Below are 15,014 nucleotides of genomic sequence, written 5' to 3'. Positions count from 1 at the left end.
TCCCCGCACCGCCGACTCCGAATCGCCGGCGGACGCGCCAATGTTCAACGACGCGAACGCGCCCGCGCTTTCCCCGCCCCGCCGGCCGAAAAACACGAAGCGTACCTCGCCGGCGGCGGTTTGGTGGCGGATCTGGAAGGCGGGTTCGGGTTGCATCATGGCGCGGCCGCGGTTGCGTGGGAAATGGAGCGAAGGGACATGATGGACATTATGGACCGAGGCGCGGCGCCGGCGCGAGCGTTTCGCGACGAATCGCAAAAGGGACAGGAATGGGGCTCGATTGGCGATGACCTTTCGGACTTCCGGACTTCCAGGCCATGCGGCGCTTTCAGGCGTCCAGGATGCCGGACTTTTTGAGATCCCCGATGCCCAGAAACTCGAGCGCGGGCCGCAGATCGGCGCAAGGCGGCGCGACAAAGCGCATGGCGGCGCCGGTCGTCGGATGCGCAAACGCGATGAGCCAAGCATGCAGCGCGGGGCGGTCGATGCCGGCGATCGCCGCTTGCGCCTCGGCGGTCAGGCGGCGTTCGGCGCGCTTGCCGCCGTACGTTTCGTCGCCGGCGAGCGGGCAGCCGATCGCCTTCATGTGCACGCGCACCTGGTGCGTCCGGCCGGTTTCGATCCGGCATTCCACGGCGGCCAGTCCCCCGCGCGCGGCGAGGACGGCGTACCGCGTTCGCGCCGGCCGCGCGTGCGGCGTATCGACCGCCATGCGCTTGCGCTCGGAGGGGTCGCGCCCGATCGGCCGGTCAATGAGCCCGCGTGCGGGGGACGGTTGCCCGGCGGTGAGTGCGAGGTAGATCTTCGTCACCGTGCGCTCCGCGAACTGGCGCGAAAGCGCGTCGTGCGCCGCGTCGTTCTTGGCGGCGAGGATGAGACCGCTCGTACCCTTGTCGAGGCGGTGCACGATTCCGGGGCGCAGCTCGCCGCCGACGCCGGACAGATCATCGATGCGCGCCAGAAGCGCGTTGACGAGCGTGCCGTCGGCATGCCCCGCGGCCGGGTGCACGACCATGCCCGGCGCCTTGTCGATGACGACGAGGTCGGCGTCTTCGTAGAGAATTTCGAGCGGAAGACTCTGCGGTTTCGCGCTCGCGCGCACGGGCTCGGGAATCGCGACGACGATGCATTGCCCCGCGCGCAAGCGATGGGCGGCGCGGGCGATCGCCTCGCCGTCGACAAGCACGCACCCGGCCTCGGCAAGCGCCGCCGCACGCGTTCGCGACAGGTCTTCAATCGCGCCGGCGAGATAGGTGTCGAGGCGCGCGCCGTCGGCGTCCTCGCCCACGACGATCTCGACCTGCCGGGCGCTCACGGCTGGTATTCGAAAAACGCGCGGTAAGCCTGGTACGCGCTGTAGAGATCGAGCACGTGCAGCAGTTCGAACGGAGCGTGCATGGCGAGCACGGGCGGCCCGGCGTCGAGCACGTCCGCGCCGGTGCGCGTGAGGAACTTGGCGACGGTTCCGCCGCCGCCCTCGTCGATGCGTCCCATCGTGCCAGGCTGCCACGCCACGCCCGCGGCGTTGAGCAGGCGGCGTACCTCGCCGACGAGTTCCGCCGGCGCCTCCGAGCCGCCCGATTTGCCTCGGGTGCCCGTGTATTTCTTGAGCACGATGCCGTGGCCGGCGCGCGCGGCGTTGCGCTTTTCATGCACTTCGGGCCAGTCGGGATCGAACGCGGCGGCGACATCCGCGGACAACACCTTCGACGCGTGCAGCGCGCGCGAAAGATCGATCTCGCGCGGGTCCGCGCCCGAGGCCTCGAACAGGCGTTCGAGAACGTGATGCACGAAGCGTCCCTGCGCGCCGGTGGTGCCGAACGAGCCAACCTCCTCGCGATCGAAGACGATCGCGGCGCACGCGCGGTCGCCGCCCGTGGTGTCGAGAAGCGCGCGCACGGCGGAATACGCGCACGCGCGGTCGTCGTGGCCGTATGCGCCGATGAACGCGCGGTCGAATCCGACAAAACGCGCCTCGCCCGCGGGCACGATCTCGATGTCGGCGCTGACGAGATCCTCCTCCACGAGGCCGTAGCGCTCATGCAGGATCGCGAGCACGCCAGTGCGCACGCGCTCGGTGTCGTCCTCGCCGCCGATGGGCATGCCGCCGCACACGACATTCAGCTTTTCGCCGGGGAACGCCTCGGAGAGCTTTTTCGGCTCCTGCCGCTTGTGCGCCAGGTGCGGGAGCAGATCGAGAATCGTGAACACGGGATCGCCCGCATCCTCGCCGATGCGCAGATCGACGTTCGCGCCGGAGGCCGTGACGACGCGGCCATGCAGCGCGAGCGGGCGCGTCACCCACTGGTGCTTCCGGACGCCGCCGAAGTAGTGCGTCTTGAGCATGGCGATCCCGCCATCTTCATAAAGCGGGCGCGGCTTGAGATCGAGACGCGGCGAATCGTGATGCGCGACGACAAGGTTGAGCCCGTCGGTCAGCGGCCGGCTTCCGTGCCGCGCCACCGCGACGCATTTGTCGCGGTATTCGACGACAAGACGCTCGGCCGCCTCGCCGGGATCGGCGAAGCCCGCGTCGCGCGCCAGCGCGGCAAGTCGGCGCGTCGATTCGCGTTCGGTTTTCGCGGCCGAAACGTAAGTGCGATACGCTTCGCCGAAATCGAAGGCGTCCTGCACCTCCACGTCGGAGAGGCGGTCACGCACATGGCGAGGTGCAAAGGCGAGGCGTTTTTTCATGTCTTTGAGGGAAGTCATGGCGTCGTCCAAACGAGATGTTCAGCTTAAGAGCGATCTTTCGGGGATGACATGGACATTATGGACATTATGGACCGAATGGACATGGGCGCTATGGGACTTCAACCGCCCGGTGCAGCCGCGCGCCGCGCCGGTCGATCGTAAACAGCGTGAGCGCGCCCCGGGGCAGCGCGCGCACGGCTTGCGAATATTCCTGTTCGTCGAGCGTGGGCCGGGCGTCGACCTCGAGCACGATGTCGCCGACCTCCAGTCCGGCGGTTTCGGCCGCGCTTCCGATGTTGATTGTCGAGATCATCACGCCCGGCAAGTAGCCACCCTCCGGTCCTTCGGTCATCGCGCTCGAGACGGTGATGCCGAGACGGTCGGCCCGCGGCGCATCACCCGGAGCGGCGTCGTCCTCGGTCTCCTCCGGGAGCGGCGCGACGGCGACCGGCAGGACGATCCGTTTGCCCTGGCGCCAGACGGTGATCGTATGTTCCGATCCCGGTTCCGAACGCGCGGCCACCACCTGCAGCGCCGTGGGGCTTTCCATGCGCGCGTCATCAAACAAGAGGATGACGTCGCCCTCATGAACGCCGGCCTCGCGCGCTGGCCCGCCCTCGATCGACTCCGTGACGAGCACGCCCGTCTCGTCGGCGGGGACGCGATAATAGCGGCGCAGGTTGGCATCGAGATCCTGAATCTGCACGCCGAGATATCCGCGCGCGATGCGGCCCTCGGAAAGGAGCGTGTCGGCGATCTCCTTGACCATGAACGCCGGGATGGCGAACGACACCCCCATGCCGCCCGCGACGATCGCGGTGTTGATCCCGATGACGCGGCCCGACAGGTCAAGAAGCGGCCCGCCCGAGTTACCCTCGTTGATCGCCGCGTCAGTCTGGATGAACTGCTCGAAGCGTTGCAAGCCCATGTCCTTGCGGCCGATGCCCGAGACGACGCCGACCGTCACCGAGCCGGTCAGTCCGAACGGCGAGCCGACAGCGATCACCCACTGGCCGATGATCGGCATCGACTGCGTTTCTAGCGGAAGCACGGCAAGGCCGGTCGCCGGAACGCGAAGCACCGCGACATCGGTGAGCGGGTCGCTGCCGATGATCGTCGCCTCGACGACCTTGCCCGAGGAAAGTGTGACGAGAATCTTCTTCGCGCCGCGAACGACATGGTCGTTCGTGACGATGACGCCGTCCGGCCGATAGACAAGCCCGGAACCGATGCTTTCGATGCGCCGGTCGCCCGGGTTTTCGGGGTCCATCCAGATGGACGCCTCGTCCGCCGTCATGAGGAGCGTCGACTGGATGCTGACGACCGCGCTCGTCGCCCGCGCCGCGGCGCGGATAACCGCGTCCTCCATCGAGGGCGGCGCGGGCGTGGGCGTGGGCTCGGACGTCGTGGCAGCCGGCGTGGGCGCGGGCGTTACCTTGCGCTCGGTGCACGCAAACAGCGCGATCGCGGAGAAAGCCGCGAAGGCAGCGACGGCCAAAACGGTCCGGCGGGCGCTCACGCCACCATCCCCGGCCGGCGGCGGCGCAGAAAACGCGGCCGCCTTGCCAGCCGGCGCAGGTCCTCGCGGATGCGATCGACGTTTTGCCGCGCGATCTCCCGGCCGGCCTCGACCATCGTATCCGCGCGGGTGAAATCGGCCCAGTGGATATGCCCCACCGGCGGCGTCAGGACGATATCCGCAAAACGCAGTTGCAGGCGCGTGAGCGCGATGCGCGTGATGTAGTGCGTGCGGAAGTAGAGTTCGAGCGCGCGCGCGGACAGGTCGGCCTCCGGCGGCTCGTGGATGACGTTGGCGGCGATGACGTAGTCCGCGCCCATGCCGCGCGCGACGGTGACCGGCACCATGTTGACGACGCCGCCGTCGCAATAGGCGCGCCCGTCGATCATGATCGGCGGAAAGGCGCCGGGTACCGCGGACGAGGCGGCGACCGCGTCGAGCACGGAGCCGCGCGCCAGGGCGACCTCCTCGCCGAGCGCGAGGTCCGTGACGACGGCGCGGAACGGCACGGGAAACGTGGCGATGTCGCGATCGTCGAGGAACGAGCCGATGAGCGCCTTCAGGTCGGCCTCCTCGAGCACGGAGGGGCGCGTCACCGTGGATGCGATCACACGGCCGCGGGCGATGTAGGAGGCCACAAGCTGCATCGCCGTCAGGCCCTCCTCCTCCTCGTCGGAGCGCCGCCGCAGCATGTGGATGCGCGAATTCTTGAACGCGGGGGCGCCAAGGAATTCCTCGGTGCGTTTAACGGCGCCGTCGATGCCGCCATCGGCGCAATACATCGCGCCCACCAGCGCGCCCATGCTGGTGCCCGCGACCAGGTCGATCGGGATGCCCTCGCCGCGCAACACCTCGAGGATACCCAGATGTGCCAGGCCGCGCGCGGCGCCGCCGCCAAGGGCGATACCCACTTTGATACGGGACATCATCGATATCGAATCGCGGGAAGGCACGCCGGCGGCGCGCCGGGCTCCCGGCTATTGCAAGAGCGTGGGCTGTTTGTTTTTCGGGACGTTCACGTCGCCGGTCAGGTCCGACACGGTTCGGAGAAAATCGCGCCGGCACTGAGGGCACATCATGAACTCCATCTCCTGAAAGACCTCGTTCTCGGCGTCCTCCGCGGACACCGTCGCAAGCCGGCTCGACAGGCGCTCAAAGGCCTCGGCCCGCTCGGATTCGTCGAGCACAAGCTCGGGCAGATGGCCGTCAAACGCCGACGTGATGCGGATGTTCACCGTGTAGCGATTCTGGCCGAGCTTGAAATCGGTCCCGCAAACGTCGCAGTGCCTTGGTTGAACCATCGGTGTCCCCCCGTCGATCGAACGCACGTTCATTCTTCTACAAGCGCGCGCGCAGCGTCAAGGAAAGTGACGGGTGACGAAGGACGAGTGCGGAACGCGGATTGGCCATTCGCATCGGCTGGCGGATTCCTCAACGGTCCGTGATGTCCATCCTGGCCATTCCGTCCACATCCATTTTGTCCATGTTCGATCCGGAAACGATTTCACCGCGACGGTTCGGCCAACACGAGGATGGCGCCGTCGGGGCGCGCATTTCGCGGGAAACGCTCCCGGCTGATGTCCGCTTCGAACCGCGGTTCAAAAAATGCCGCGGTGCGTCGATTGCTGCTGGCGCGCGAAAAAGCCGTGTGATAATAGGGACATTCCAAATTCCGAGAGAGAACCCGATGTCGGACCGTCCTCGAATAGGACAGATCCTTCTCGACGCGCGTCTGATCCGCAAGGAGGACATTGACGCGGCGCTCGAGGAGCAACGCAAGACCGGCAGGCGCCTTGGCGAAATCCTCGTCGAACGCAGCCTGATCCGCGACGACGATCTGAATTGGGGACTCGCCAGCCAACTCGATATCCCGTTCATCCGCCTTCGCCCGGAGGCCGTCGACGCGGCCGCGCTGCGCGTCGTGCCCGAATCGCTCGCGCGCGAGCTCGGCGTCGTCCCCTACTTTCTTGTGGACAATGAGCTGACGATTGTCATGGACGATCCGACACGTGGCGACATTTTGAACACCCTGCGGAAGAAAACCGGGTTGCGGCTGAACGTCGCGATCGGCCTGCCCGAAGAGATCGTGCGGACGCTCGACGAAGTTTACGCGCGCGATCTGGGACCCGGGGCGGCGCGTCAGGCGCCGGCGGGCGACGCGCTGTCCGGCGACGCCTTCGCCGCGGGTGAAATCCAGTCGGCCGGGCGCGACACGTCCGGCGCGGAGTTACTGGGGCTCATCCTGCGCCGGGCGCGCGAACGCACCGCCGCCGCGATCCATCTGGAATCGCGCGAAGCGGGAATCGTCGTGCGTTTCCGGGTCGGGCGCCGCATCGACGACGTGGCGTGCGTGCCGCCGGGATGGGCCGATGTCCTCGTCTCGCGGATCCGCGACGCGCTGTCGGTCGAGGACGCCACGCGCTCCGGCGAGGGATTCCTGCGCCGGGAGGTGGGCGGCGAAACCCTGTCGTATTTCGTCACGATCATCGCGGGGCGAACCGGGCCTTCGGTCGCGCTTATCGATCTGTCGCGCGTGTCCGTCGGCGAGAACCTCGACGATCTCGGCCTTGACGCCGACGATCGGACGGCGCTTCGCGGCATGACCGCCTCGCGCGGCGCACTCGTTCTGATCGCGGGCGCGGGGCGCATCGAAAAGCTGACCTTCGCGCGGCTCGTCCTCGATGATGCGGGCGCATCGCGCCGAAAGACCTTCGCGGTCGGCCGGCTGCCCTGGATCGTGGCGCCGGACGCCGTACAGATCGTGAACGCCTCGATCGATCCGGAACGGCTTTGCGAGACGCTCGCGGTCATTGCCGAGCAGGAGCCGGATCTGGTGTACGTCGAGGACGTGTGGGATCGCGCCGCGGTGCATCGCGTCGTGGGCCTGGCGTCGGCGCCCGCCCTCGTGGTGATGAACGTCAATCTGCGCACGTCGCCGCAGGCGCTGGAGTTCCTGGCGAACACGGCCGGCGGGCCGCGCGCCGCGTCGAACGCGCTGGCGGGCGTCGCCGTGCTGGCGGTGATCCCGCGCCTTTGCCCGCATTGCAAACAGCCCGACGAGCGCGCGGGCGAGATCCTTCGCCGCCTTGGCGCCTCGCGCGCGGAGATGGAATCCGCGACGCCGATGCGCGCCGCCGCGTGCGAACATTGCTCCGACACGGGCTACCTGGGGCGGCATACGCTTGTCGAGGTCGTGCGCATGGACGCGGACCTTTCGCACGCCCTCTCCGACGACGCCGGGGCGGCCGCGATCTCCGCTTTTCTACACAAGCGGGGGCACGTCGAGATCGACGGCAAGATCCGGCGGCTGGTGCTGTCCGGCGACGCGGCGTTCGAGGAATACCTGCCGCGCGAGGGCGCCTGATGCCGCAGCTCGACCGATTCTTCAAGTTCGTCGTCGAACAGAAGGCGAGCGACCTGCATCTGTCGTCCGGCTCCCCGCCGATCGTGCGCATCAACGGCCAGCTCACGCCGATCAACCATCCCGCGTTCACGCACGAATCGCTGCTGGCGATCCTGAAAGAGGTGATGAACGCGCGCGTCACGAAGGAGTTCGAGGCGAGGCGCCAGGCGGACCTCATCTACCCTTTCGGCGAGAACGCTCGTTTTCGGGGCAACGTGTTCATGCAGCGGCACGGCGTGGCGGCCGTGTTTCGGCAGATTCCGTCGCGCATCATGACGATGACCGAACTCGGCCTGCCGCGCGCGGTGTCGGGCCTCATCCGCCTTTCGAAGGGGCTCGTCCTCGTCACCGGCCCGACGGGCTCGGGCAAATCGACGACACTTTCGGCGATGATCGACGCGATGAACACGACGCGGCGCGAGCACATCCTGACGGTGGAGGATCCGATCGAGTTCGTGCACGAGGACAAGCGCAGCCACGTGACGCAGCGGCAGGTGGGCGAACACGTGGACGATTTCGCCGATGCGCTGCGCGCCGCGCTGCGCGAGGATCCGGATATCATCCTGGTCGGCGAGATGCGCGACCTGGAGACGATCTCGCTGGCCATCACCGCCGCGGAGACGGGGCACCTCGTGCTCGGCACGCTTCACACCTCGAACGCGGTCAAGACGGTGGACCGCGTCATCGACTCGTTTCCCGCGGATCAGCAGGAACAAATCCGCGTGATGCTCTCCGAGTCGCTGAAGGGCGTCGTCGCGCAGGCGTTGTTGCCGCGCGCGGACGGCGGCGGGCGCATCGCGGCGTACGAAATCCTGCTCGGCACGCCGGCGCTCGCGAATCTCATCCGCGACCGCAAGACCTTTCAGATCCCCTCGCTCATTCAGACGAGCCGCGCGGCGGGGATGCAGCTTCTCGACCAGTCGCTTCTCGACCTGCTCAAACGCCAGCAGATCAAGCCGATCGACGCATACATCGCGGCGACGGACAAAAAATCGTTCGAGGAATACCTCGACATTCCGGCACGCAAGGAGTTGGGGTTGACCGCATGAACGCGCTCAAGCAGCTTGGAGAAAAGATGAATTTCAGCGCCATGGCCGACGATTCGACGGGGCCCGAACGGGTTCCCGAGGGGACGCTTCTCATCGTGCAATCGACCGAGGACGAGTGCGAACAACTCGTCGCGCCGCTGTCGGGGATCGGCTTTACCGTGCGTCACACGACGCGCACCGACGAGGCCGCGAACATTTACAAGCGCGACAAGCCGGGGGTGATCATCCTCGGCGCGTTTTTATCGGCCGGGAACGCCTACGAATTCTGCCGGCGCATCCGCACCGAGTTTCACGACAAGAAAACGCCGATCATCCTGACCTCCGGCGTCATGAGCGGCACGCTGTTCGTGGATGCGCGCTCCAAGTGGGGCGCGAACGACGTCGTGCTCCTGCCCGCGCGCATGGAGAAGATCGTCCGCCTCGTGCTTTTCTATCTCGGTCACGAGAAGGAGCGGCCGGCGCTTGTCGACTCGAAGACCGAGGAGACGACGCGCACGGACTTCAACATCTCCCGCGTCATTCCGGGCAAGAAGGCGCTCGCGCCCGCGGGCGATTTGGGGGAGGTGCGTATCGAGCGCCTGCTCCGGCTGTTGGCCCAGAATTACCGCACGGGCGTCTTGCGGCTTGGCGCGTCGGATACGCTGGTGACGCTGCACATCCTCATGGGCGCGCTCGTGAATGTCACGTCGCCGTACATCGCGGGATTTTCGCTCACCGACGAGTTGCGCCGGCAGCGCGCGGTGCCCGAAGCCGATCTCGCGCGGGCGGGTCAGTTGGCCGAGGAGCGGCGCATGTTGCTTGGCACGGTGCTGCGCCGCGAGGGGCTTTTGTCCGCCGCGGACCTGGAGCGCGTGCTCGTCGAGCAGATGGTGCGCAAGTCGCTGTGGCCGTTTGCCTGGCCGGCCGGCCCGTATCAATACCGCAAGGTTTCGATCGAGCCGCCGTCGGACGTGAACATCCGCGTTGACCTGGGACGGCTGATCTACGAAGGCGTTCGCTCCACGATCGACATCGCGCAACTTAAAGAGACGTACGGCAACACGGCGGAGCTTCGTTTCACGGAACAGCCGGTCAAGGGCATCGACCTTCGGGCGTTGCCGTTTTCCGCGCAGGAGCGCCGCCTGCTTCAACGCCTGGGCGAAGGCCAGGCGCTACGCACGGCATCCTCCGATATGGGCGTCGCCGAAGACGACGCGCTGCGGCTCGTCGCGGTGTTCGAGGCGCTGGGGACGTTGAAGCGGGTGAAGTAACAGCGCGCGCGGCGCCGATCGCGCCTGATTCGTATCGAGCGGGGCGTTCCCCTCGATCCTCGATCCTCAATCCTCTATCCTGCCTCCGATGCGCGTGCTGCTTGGCTCCAATCGCTATTTCGTCTCGGGCGGGCCGGAGCGCTACCTTTTCAACATCGGGCGGGAGCTGGCGAATCTCGGGCACGAGGTCGTGCCGTTTTCGCTCGCGTATCCGCAAAACGAGCCGACGCCCCACGCGCGGCACTTTCCGCCGCCGCCGGCCGAGGGGTTCGTGCGGCACGGCGACAGGGCGCTCACGTTCGCCGAAAAAGCGCGGCTGGCGCGATCGGTCGTGTTCGATCGCGCGATCTACAACCGCGCCCGCCGCGTTTTGCGCGAAGAACGCATCGACGCCGTGTACGCCTTGCAGATCGCGCATTTTCTCTATCCCGAACTCTTGCTTGCCGCGCGCGACGAGCGCCGGCCCGTCTTGTGGCGGCAGTCGGATTTTCAGATCGTCTGCCCCGCGTACAACGCCTTTCGCGCGGGCGCGCCGTGCACCCTGTGCGACCGCTCGCTTGCGCCCGCCCTGCGTTACCGCTGTTTGAAGGGATCGTTTTCCGTGACCGCGACGCGCGTCGTCGCCATGACGCACGCCCGCCTTCGCAACGTGGACGGCATCCCCCGGCGGATCGTGTGCCCGTCGCGTTTTTTGATCCGGCGATTGAAGGAGGCGGGCGTTTCCGGCGACCGCCTGGTGCACCTGCCGACACCGATCCCGGACGACTGGCTGTCGCCCGTTGCCGGCCGGCGCGAGTCGTTCGCGCTCTACGCGGGCGGGCTGTTTCCCCCCAAGGGCGCGCACGTGGCGATCGAGGCCGCGCGCCTTGGCGGTTTTGAACTTGTCGTCGCGGGCGACACCGAAACCGATGACGGGCGCAAGCTCGTGGCGTCGGTTCCCGCGAGCGATCGCGCCCGCGTGACCTTCCTCGGCCACGTGAACGAAACGGCGCTGCGCGATCTGTACGACCGCGCGGGCGTGGTGCTCGTGCCGTCGCTGTGGTTTGAGAACGCGCCGCACGTCGTGCTGGAGGCGTTCGCGCGGGGCGCGCCGGTGCTGGCCTCGGATATCGGCAGCCTGCCGGAGCTTGTGCGGCCGGGCGCGACCGGGTTTTTGTGTCCGCCGGGCGACGCAGGCGCGCTGGCCGAGGGCGTGCGCCTGCTTTTGGACGACCCCGCGCGCGCCAAACGCCTTGGCGACGGCGGGCGCGCGCTTGTCGAGGCGGAGCATCGCATGGCGCCGCATGCCGCGCGGCTCGTGACGATGATGAAGGAGGCGATCGCCGAGGAGGCCGAGGTCGCGGTCAGTTGACGCGGATCGTCACCGGCGAAAGTTTCGCGAACAGGCTCTCGTTAAACGCGGCGTCCTCGGCGTCTTCCGAGAAGTACGACGGGTGCGTCACATCGCTCGCGAGCGCGGCGTAGATGTCGTAATAGCCGGATGTGATGTCGGGGTTGTCGATCTTCCAGCGCATCTGGAAGTACTGCGTGTCGCCGGGAGCGAACTCGATCTCGACGGGATCGAGCGCGTCGTAACCCGGAAACAACCCGCCCGCGACGGTTTCGCCGTTTCGGCGCACGGCGAACGCGGCGATCGGCCGGCGGGTCGAGGCGATGATCACCGGATTTGTGGAGACGTTCGTCGCCGCGAGTGTGATGACGACCGTGGACCCATACCCGAAAAACGTGCCGTTCGTGGAAATGCCGAACGCGATCGCGCGCGGCAGCTCGATCGTGGCGAGCGGGCTTTCGGGCACGCCGCGCACGACATTGAACCGCCGCGTCACCGAGTGGAAGAAGGGGTAGTTCGCAACGATCGTCCATTCGCCGTCGGACAGATCGCGCGGAAGCTGAAAGTTGCCGCTCTTGTCGGTGAACATCGAAAAGCCGGCGTCCGGCAGTTCGACGCGGATATCGTTGTGGTCGGTCTCGCCGGAAAGGCGCGCGCGCCCGGTGAGAATATCCCGCGCCTCTTCGCTCGCCTCGTCGACGTCAAAGCCGGACAGCTTGTTGCCAAGCTCGTCCGTGCACGCGGCGAAAAGCGCGGCGACGGCGAGCGCGACCAGCACACCCTTGCCGTATCGTGTCGTCATGCGCACCCATTGATTGTCCTTGATGGCGCGGCGCGTGGCAACGCCGGTCACGGCAGGCGCCGTTCGAACGCCAGCCAGCCCTCCCAGGCGCCCGGCTTTTCGCGAACGATACGGCGCCAGCGCGAGACCGCGCGCGCAAACGCGTGCCCGCCGTCATCGATCGGTTCCACGCCGACCTCCACGTGGCCGTGGCGCGCGCGCTCGGCGACAAGAAGAAAGCGCGGGGTGTCGGTCCGATGGAGATCGAGGATTGAGGATTGAGGATCGGGCGAATCCGGCTCGGCATCGCCGCCACGCACGACGCCGGCGATCGCTTCGTCAAGAAAACGCACGTGTGCCGTGCGCCGCGCGAACCGGTTATCGGTCGCCGCGGATGGGGCCGCCGCGCCGGCGGACTCGCCGTTCGAGGAAGGCGTCGCGAATGCCACGCCGTGCTTTTCGAGCAGGCGGCGGATCCACGCGGCGCGCGGCGCACCGTCGAATTCATCCGCCATTTCGACGGGCACGCCCGTGCGGGAGAGCGCCGCGATGGCCAGTGGCCAGGCGCCCCACCGCGCGACATACAGCGTCGCGCCCCTCTCCTTTTGCAGCGCGTCGACGATCGGCCCCGCGCCCCGAAACGCCACGCGTCGCGCCAGTTCGGCCTCCGACGCATATGCGGCTTCGACAAGCTCGCCGAGCGTTCGGCCGGCGGACGCGAAGACCTCGCGTTCGATTCCGGTGACCTCAAACCGACCGAGGCGATGGCCCATCAACTCGACCAGATTGCGCCGGACGGCGGCGCGGCGGCGCGGCGTCGCCAGGCGCGCCAGACGCGCGATACGCGCCGCGGTTCCCGCACCGAAAAGCCCGCGCGCGGCGAGCGCGGAGGCGATGGCGTGACCGAAGCGTTCCCGCCGGCCGGGCACGTGCGCGCGGCGCTCGGGATTTAGCCACGCGGGCTCGCCGGGCGGACGCTTTTTCCAGCGGCGATGCATCCAGACCCATTCGTCGGGATGCGCGCGGATGGCGTCGGAAAGTCGATCGCTGAGCGCCGCCGTCAGGGCGGTCACGTCCGCGGCGACGTCGCCCGTATCCGGGCGCGAAAACGGCGGCGAAAGTACGATCGTGTGCCCGCCGTCGGGCCGGCGGTGGATCGTGCCGGTGTGGATGTCGATGCCGTGATGCAGCGCGAGAAACGCGGCGCCGGTGGGCGTGTGCGCCGGGACGCCGAGAAACGGCACCCACGCGCCGCGCACCCGGGTGTCCTGATCGATAAGGATCGTCGGCACGAGATTTTGCCGCAGGACGTCGAGAATTCCCTGCCCCACGTCGTCGTCGTCGCGGAAAAAGGTGGAATACCCGTATTTCCGCCGGTGGTCGTTGAGCAACGTGTCGATGCGTTCGTCGTACAATCGACGCACGACCGGGCGCAACGCGATGCCGTGCGCCGCGAGCGCCGCCGCGAACAGCTCCCAATTTCCGATATGACCGGTGACCGCGATGGCACCCTGGCCCCTGGCGAGGGTTTCGCGGATATATTCGTCGCCCTCAACCTCGACGTAACCCGCGTATTTCCCCGCCGGCGACAGGATTTCGTCCAGATGGAAAAGCTCAAACAGGCTCTGGCCAAGGTTTTCAAACGAGCGCCGGCCGACGGCGTCACGCCACGCGGGATCGGAGCCGGGGAAGGCGATCGAAAGATGCGCAAGCGCGCGGCGGCGATCGCCGCGCACGACGCGCCAGGCGGCGCGGCCGGCGAATCGCCCGAACGCCATTCCGGCGGAAAGCGGAACGGCGCGGCCAAGCCAAAATAGAAAACGCGCGCCCAGGAAGATGAGATCGTTCTTGATCTTTTTCCCGGCGCGCCGGCGGCTCATTCCTCTTCGTTTTCTTCGAGCTTCTCGGCGACGAGCTGGACGACGTCTCCGACGGTCTCCCAGGACTCGTAGTCGTCCTCGGTGATCTCGATTTCGAATTCGTCGGCCATCAAATTGGCGATTTCCTCGAGCACGTACGGATCGGCGCCCAGGTCGTCGGACAAGAACGTCGCTTCGTCGATCTCGTCGGGATCGGTTTCCATGTGGTCGGCGATGAGACCGATGATGCGTTCCGACAAACTTCGCGCCATGGCGTCACGTCCTCCGCGAGGAATTTTTCAGGCCCGCCATCACGGCTTCAGATTGCGGGACAGGTACTCGACGACGTCCGCGACCGTGCGGATGTTTTCGACATCCGACTCCGGGATTTCCTCGAGCCCGAATTCATCCTCGATGCCCATGATCATCTCGACGACCGCCAGCGAGTCGGCGCCGAGGTCCTTGATGAAATCGCTCTCCGGACGAATCCGGTCCGGCGTCAGGCGACCCTCTTTTCGTTCGATTTTCTCGCAGGCCACTTTCGCCACGCGATCGAAAATTTCGGCTTCCCTACCCGTATACATGACAATCCTTTCGGAAACGACACGGCGTTTTTACCTACATTCGCAATCCGCCGTCAACGAGAAAAACCTGCCCCGTAATATATCCCGCGTCCGCGCCCGAAAGGAACGAAATGACGCCCGCGATTTCGTCCGGCGAGGCCGCGCGCCCAAGCGGAATGCTTTCGAGCACGAGCGCGCGCCGGTCCGGAGGCAGCGCGTCAATCATGCCCCCCGGCCCGGTGTCCACAAGCCCCGGCGCGACGACGTTGACGAGGATGTTTTTCGCCGCGAGTTCGCGCGCCAGCGACCGCGCCAGACCGGTGAGCGCGGCCTTGGTCGTCGCGTACGCCGCCTGTCCGGCGTTGCCCGTGACGCCGACGACCGAACCGAGAAACACGACGCGCCCGCCGCCTCGCCGGAACATCGGGCGGATCGCCGCGCGCGCGCACCGAAACGCGCCCTCGACGTTGACGTCAAGCAGCCGCCGCAATTCCTCATCGCTCGTGCCGACCGCGAGCCCCGCGCCGGTGACGCCCGCGTTGGCGACCAGCACATCCAGCCCCCCC

At 67.2% G+C, this 15,014-nt stretch carries 14 protein-coding genes; 4 read left to right on the top strand and 10 right to left on the bottom strand.

All coding sequences use genetic code 11. The annotated features are described in order from the left end of the window. Window positions 1–328: 328 nt before the first annotated feature. From K8I61_13760 to K8I61_13740, 5 genes are all read right to left on the bottom strand, one after another. The gene (locus K8I61_13760; protein MBZ0273099.1) at window positions 329–1,294 is read right to left on the bottom strand and encodes an RluA family pseudouridine synthase; all 966 of its coding nucleotides are present in this window, start codon (window positions 1,292–1,294) and stop codon (window positions 329–331) included. A gap of 17 nt (window positions 1,295–1,311) precedes the next feature. After that, window positions 1,312–2,712: an aminopeptidase gene (locus K8I61_13755; protein ID MBZ0273098.1), complete on the bottom strand. Its 1,401-nt coding sequence runs from the start codon at window positions 2,710–2,712 to the stop codon at window positions 1,312–1,314. Window positions 2,713–2,803: 91 nt separating this feature from the next. Continuing rightward, window positions 2,804–4,213 (bottom strand): trypsin-like peptidase domain-containing protein, encoded by a 1,410-nt coding sequence (locus K8I61_13750; protein MBZ0273097.1) that lies wholly within the window; start codon window positions 4,211–4,213, stop codon window positions 2,804–2,806. Next, the gene (locus K8I61_13745) at window positions 4,210–5,139 is read right to left on the bottom strand and encodes a patatin-like phospholipase family protein (protein MBZ0273096.1); all 930 of its coding nucleotides are present in this window, start codon (window positions 5,137–5,139) and stop codon (window positions 4,210–4,212) included. The genes K8I61_13750 and K8I61_13745 overlap by 4 nt, the downstream gene beginning before the upstream one ends. Window positions 5,140–5,190: 51 nt before the next feature. Next, window positions 5,191–5,514 (bottom strand): hypothetical protein, encoded by a 324-nt coding sequence (locus K8I61_13740; GenBank protein MBZ0273095.1) that lies wholly within the window; start codon window positions 5,512–5,514, stop codon window positions 5,191–5,193. Between the two features lie 386 nt (window positions 5,515–5,900). Between K8I61_13740 and K8I61_13735 the strand changes: the two genes are divergently transcribed. From K8I61_13735 to K8I61_13720, 4 genes are all read left to right on the top strand, one after another. Continuing rightward, a complete protein-coding gene (locus tag K8I61_13735; GenBank protein MBZ0273094.1) occupies window positions 5,901–7,577 on the top strand; it encodes a hypothetical protein in 1,677 nt (558 codons plus the stop codon). Next, window positions 7,577–8,665 (top strand): type IV pilus twitching motility protein PilT, encoded by a 1,089-nt coding sequence (locus K8I61_13730; protein MBZ0273093.1) that lies wholly within the window; start codon window positions 7,577–7,579, stop codon window positions 8,663–8,665. Before K8I61_13735 ends, K8I61_13730 begins: the two co-directional genes overlap by 1 nt. Continuing rightward, complete coding sequence (locus K8I61_13725) at window positions 8,662–9,915, top strand: response regulator (protein MBZ0273092.1); 1,254 nt, start codon at window positions 8,662–8,664, stop codon at window positions 9,913–9,915. The genes K8I61_13730 and K8I61_13725 overlap by 4 nt, the downstream gene beginning before the upstream one ends. A 94-nt stretch (window positions 9,916–10,009) precedes the next feature. Further along, complete coding sequence (locus tag K8I61_13720; protein ID MBZ0273091.1) at window positions 10,010–11,266, top strand: glycosyltransferase family 4 protein; 1,257 nt, start codon at window positions 10,010–10,012, stop codon at window positions 11,264–11,266. On the opposite strand, the gene K8I61_13715 is transcribed toward K8I61_13720, so the two are convergent. The 5 genes from K8I61_13715 to K8I61_13695 all read right to left on the bottom strand — a co-directional run. After that, the gene (locus K8I61_13715; GenBank protein ID MBZ0273090.1) at window positions 11,259–12,098 is read right to left on the bottom strand and encodes a hypothetical protein; all 840 of its coding nucleotides are present in this window, start codon (window positions 12,096–12,098) and stop codon (window positions 11,259–11,261) included. The genes K8I61_13720 and K8I61_13715 overlap by 8 nt on opposite strands. Then, window positions 12,095–13,906 carry a hypothetical protein gene (locus tag K8I61_13710; protein MBZ0273089.1) on the bottom strand — a complete coding sequence of 604 codons (1,812 nt, stop codon included), beginning with the start codon at window positions 13,904–13,906 and terminating at the stop codon, window positions 12,095–12,097. The genes K8I61_13715 and K8I61_13710 overlap by 4 nt, the downstream gene beginning before the upstream one ends. Further along, complete coding sequence (locus K8I61_13705) at window positions 13,903–14,157, bottom strand: acyl carrier protein (protein MBZ0273088.1); 255 nt, start codon at window positions 14,155–14,157, stop codon at window positions 13,903–13,905. Before K8I61_13705 ends, K8I61_13710 begins: the two co-directional genes overlap by 4 nt. 39 nt (window positions 14,158–14,196) lie before the next feature. After that, a complete protein-coding gene (acpP, locus tag K8I61_13700; protein ID MBZ0273087.1) occupies window positions 14,197–14,469 on the bottom strand; it encodes an acyl carrier protein in 273 nt (90 codons plus the stop codon). Between the two features lie 34 nt (window positions 14,470–14,503). Further along, window positions 14,504–15,014: SDR family oxidoreductase (locus K8I61_13695; protein ID MBZ0273086.1), on the bottom strand; the 511-nt coding region annotated here is incomplete at its 5' end.

This window comes from bacterium (assembly GCA_019912885.1).
Classification (GTDB): domain Bacteria; phylum Lernaellota; class Lernaellaia; order JACKCT01; family JACKCT01; genus JAIOHV01.
The sequence above is the reverse complement of the archived record's forward strand: the minus strand, read 5'-3'. Positions and strand labels throughout refer to the sequence as shown.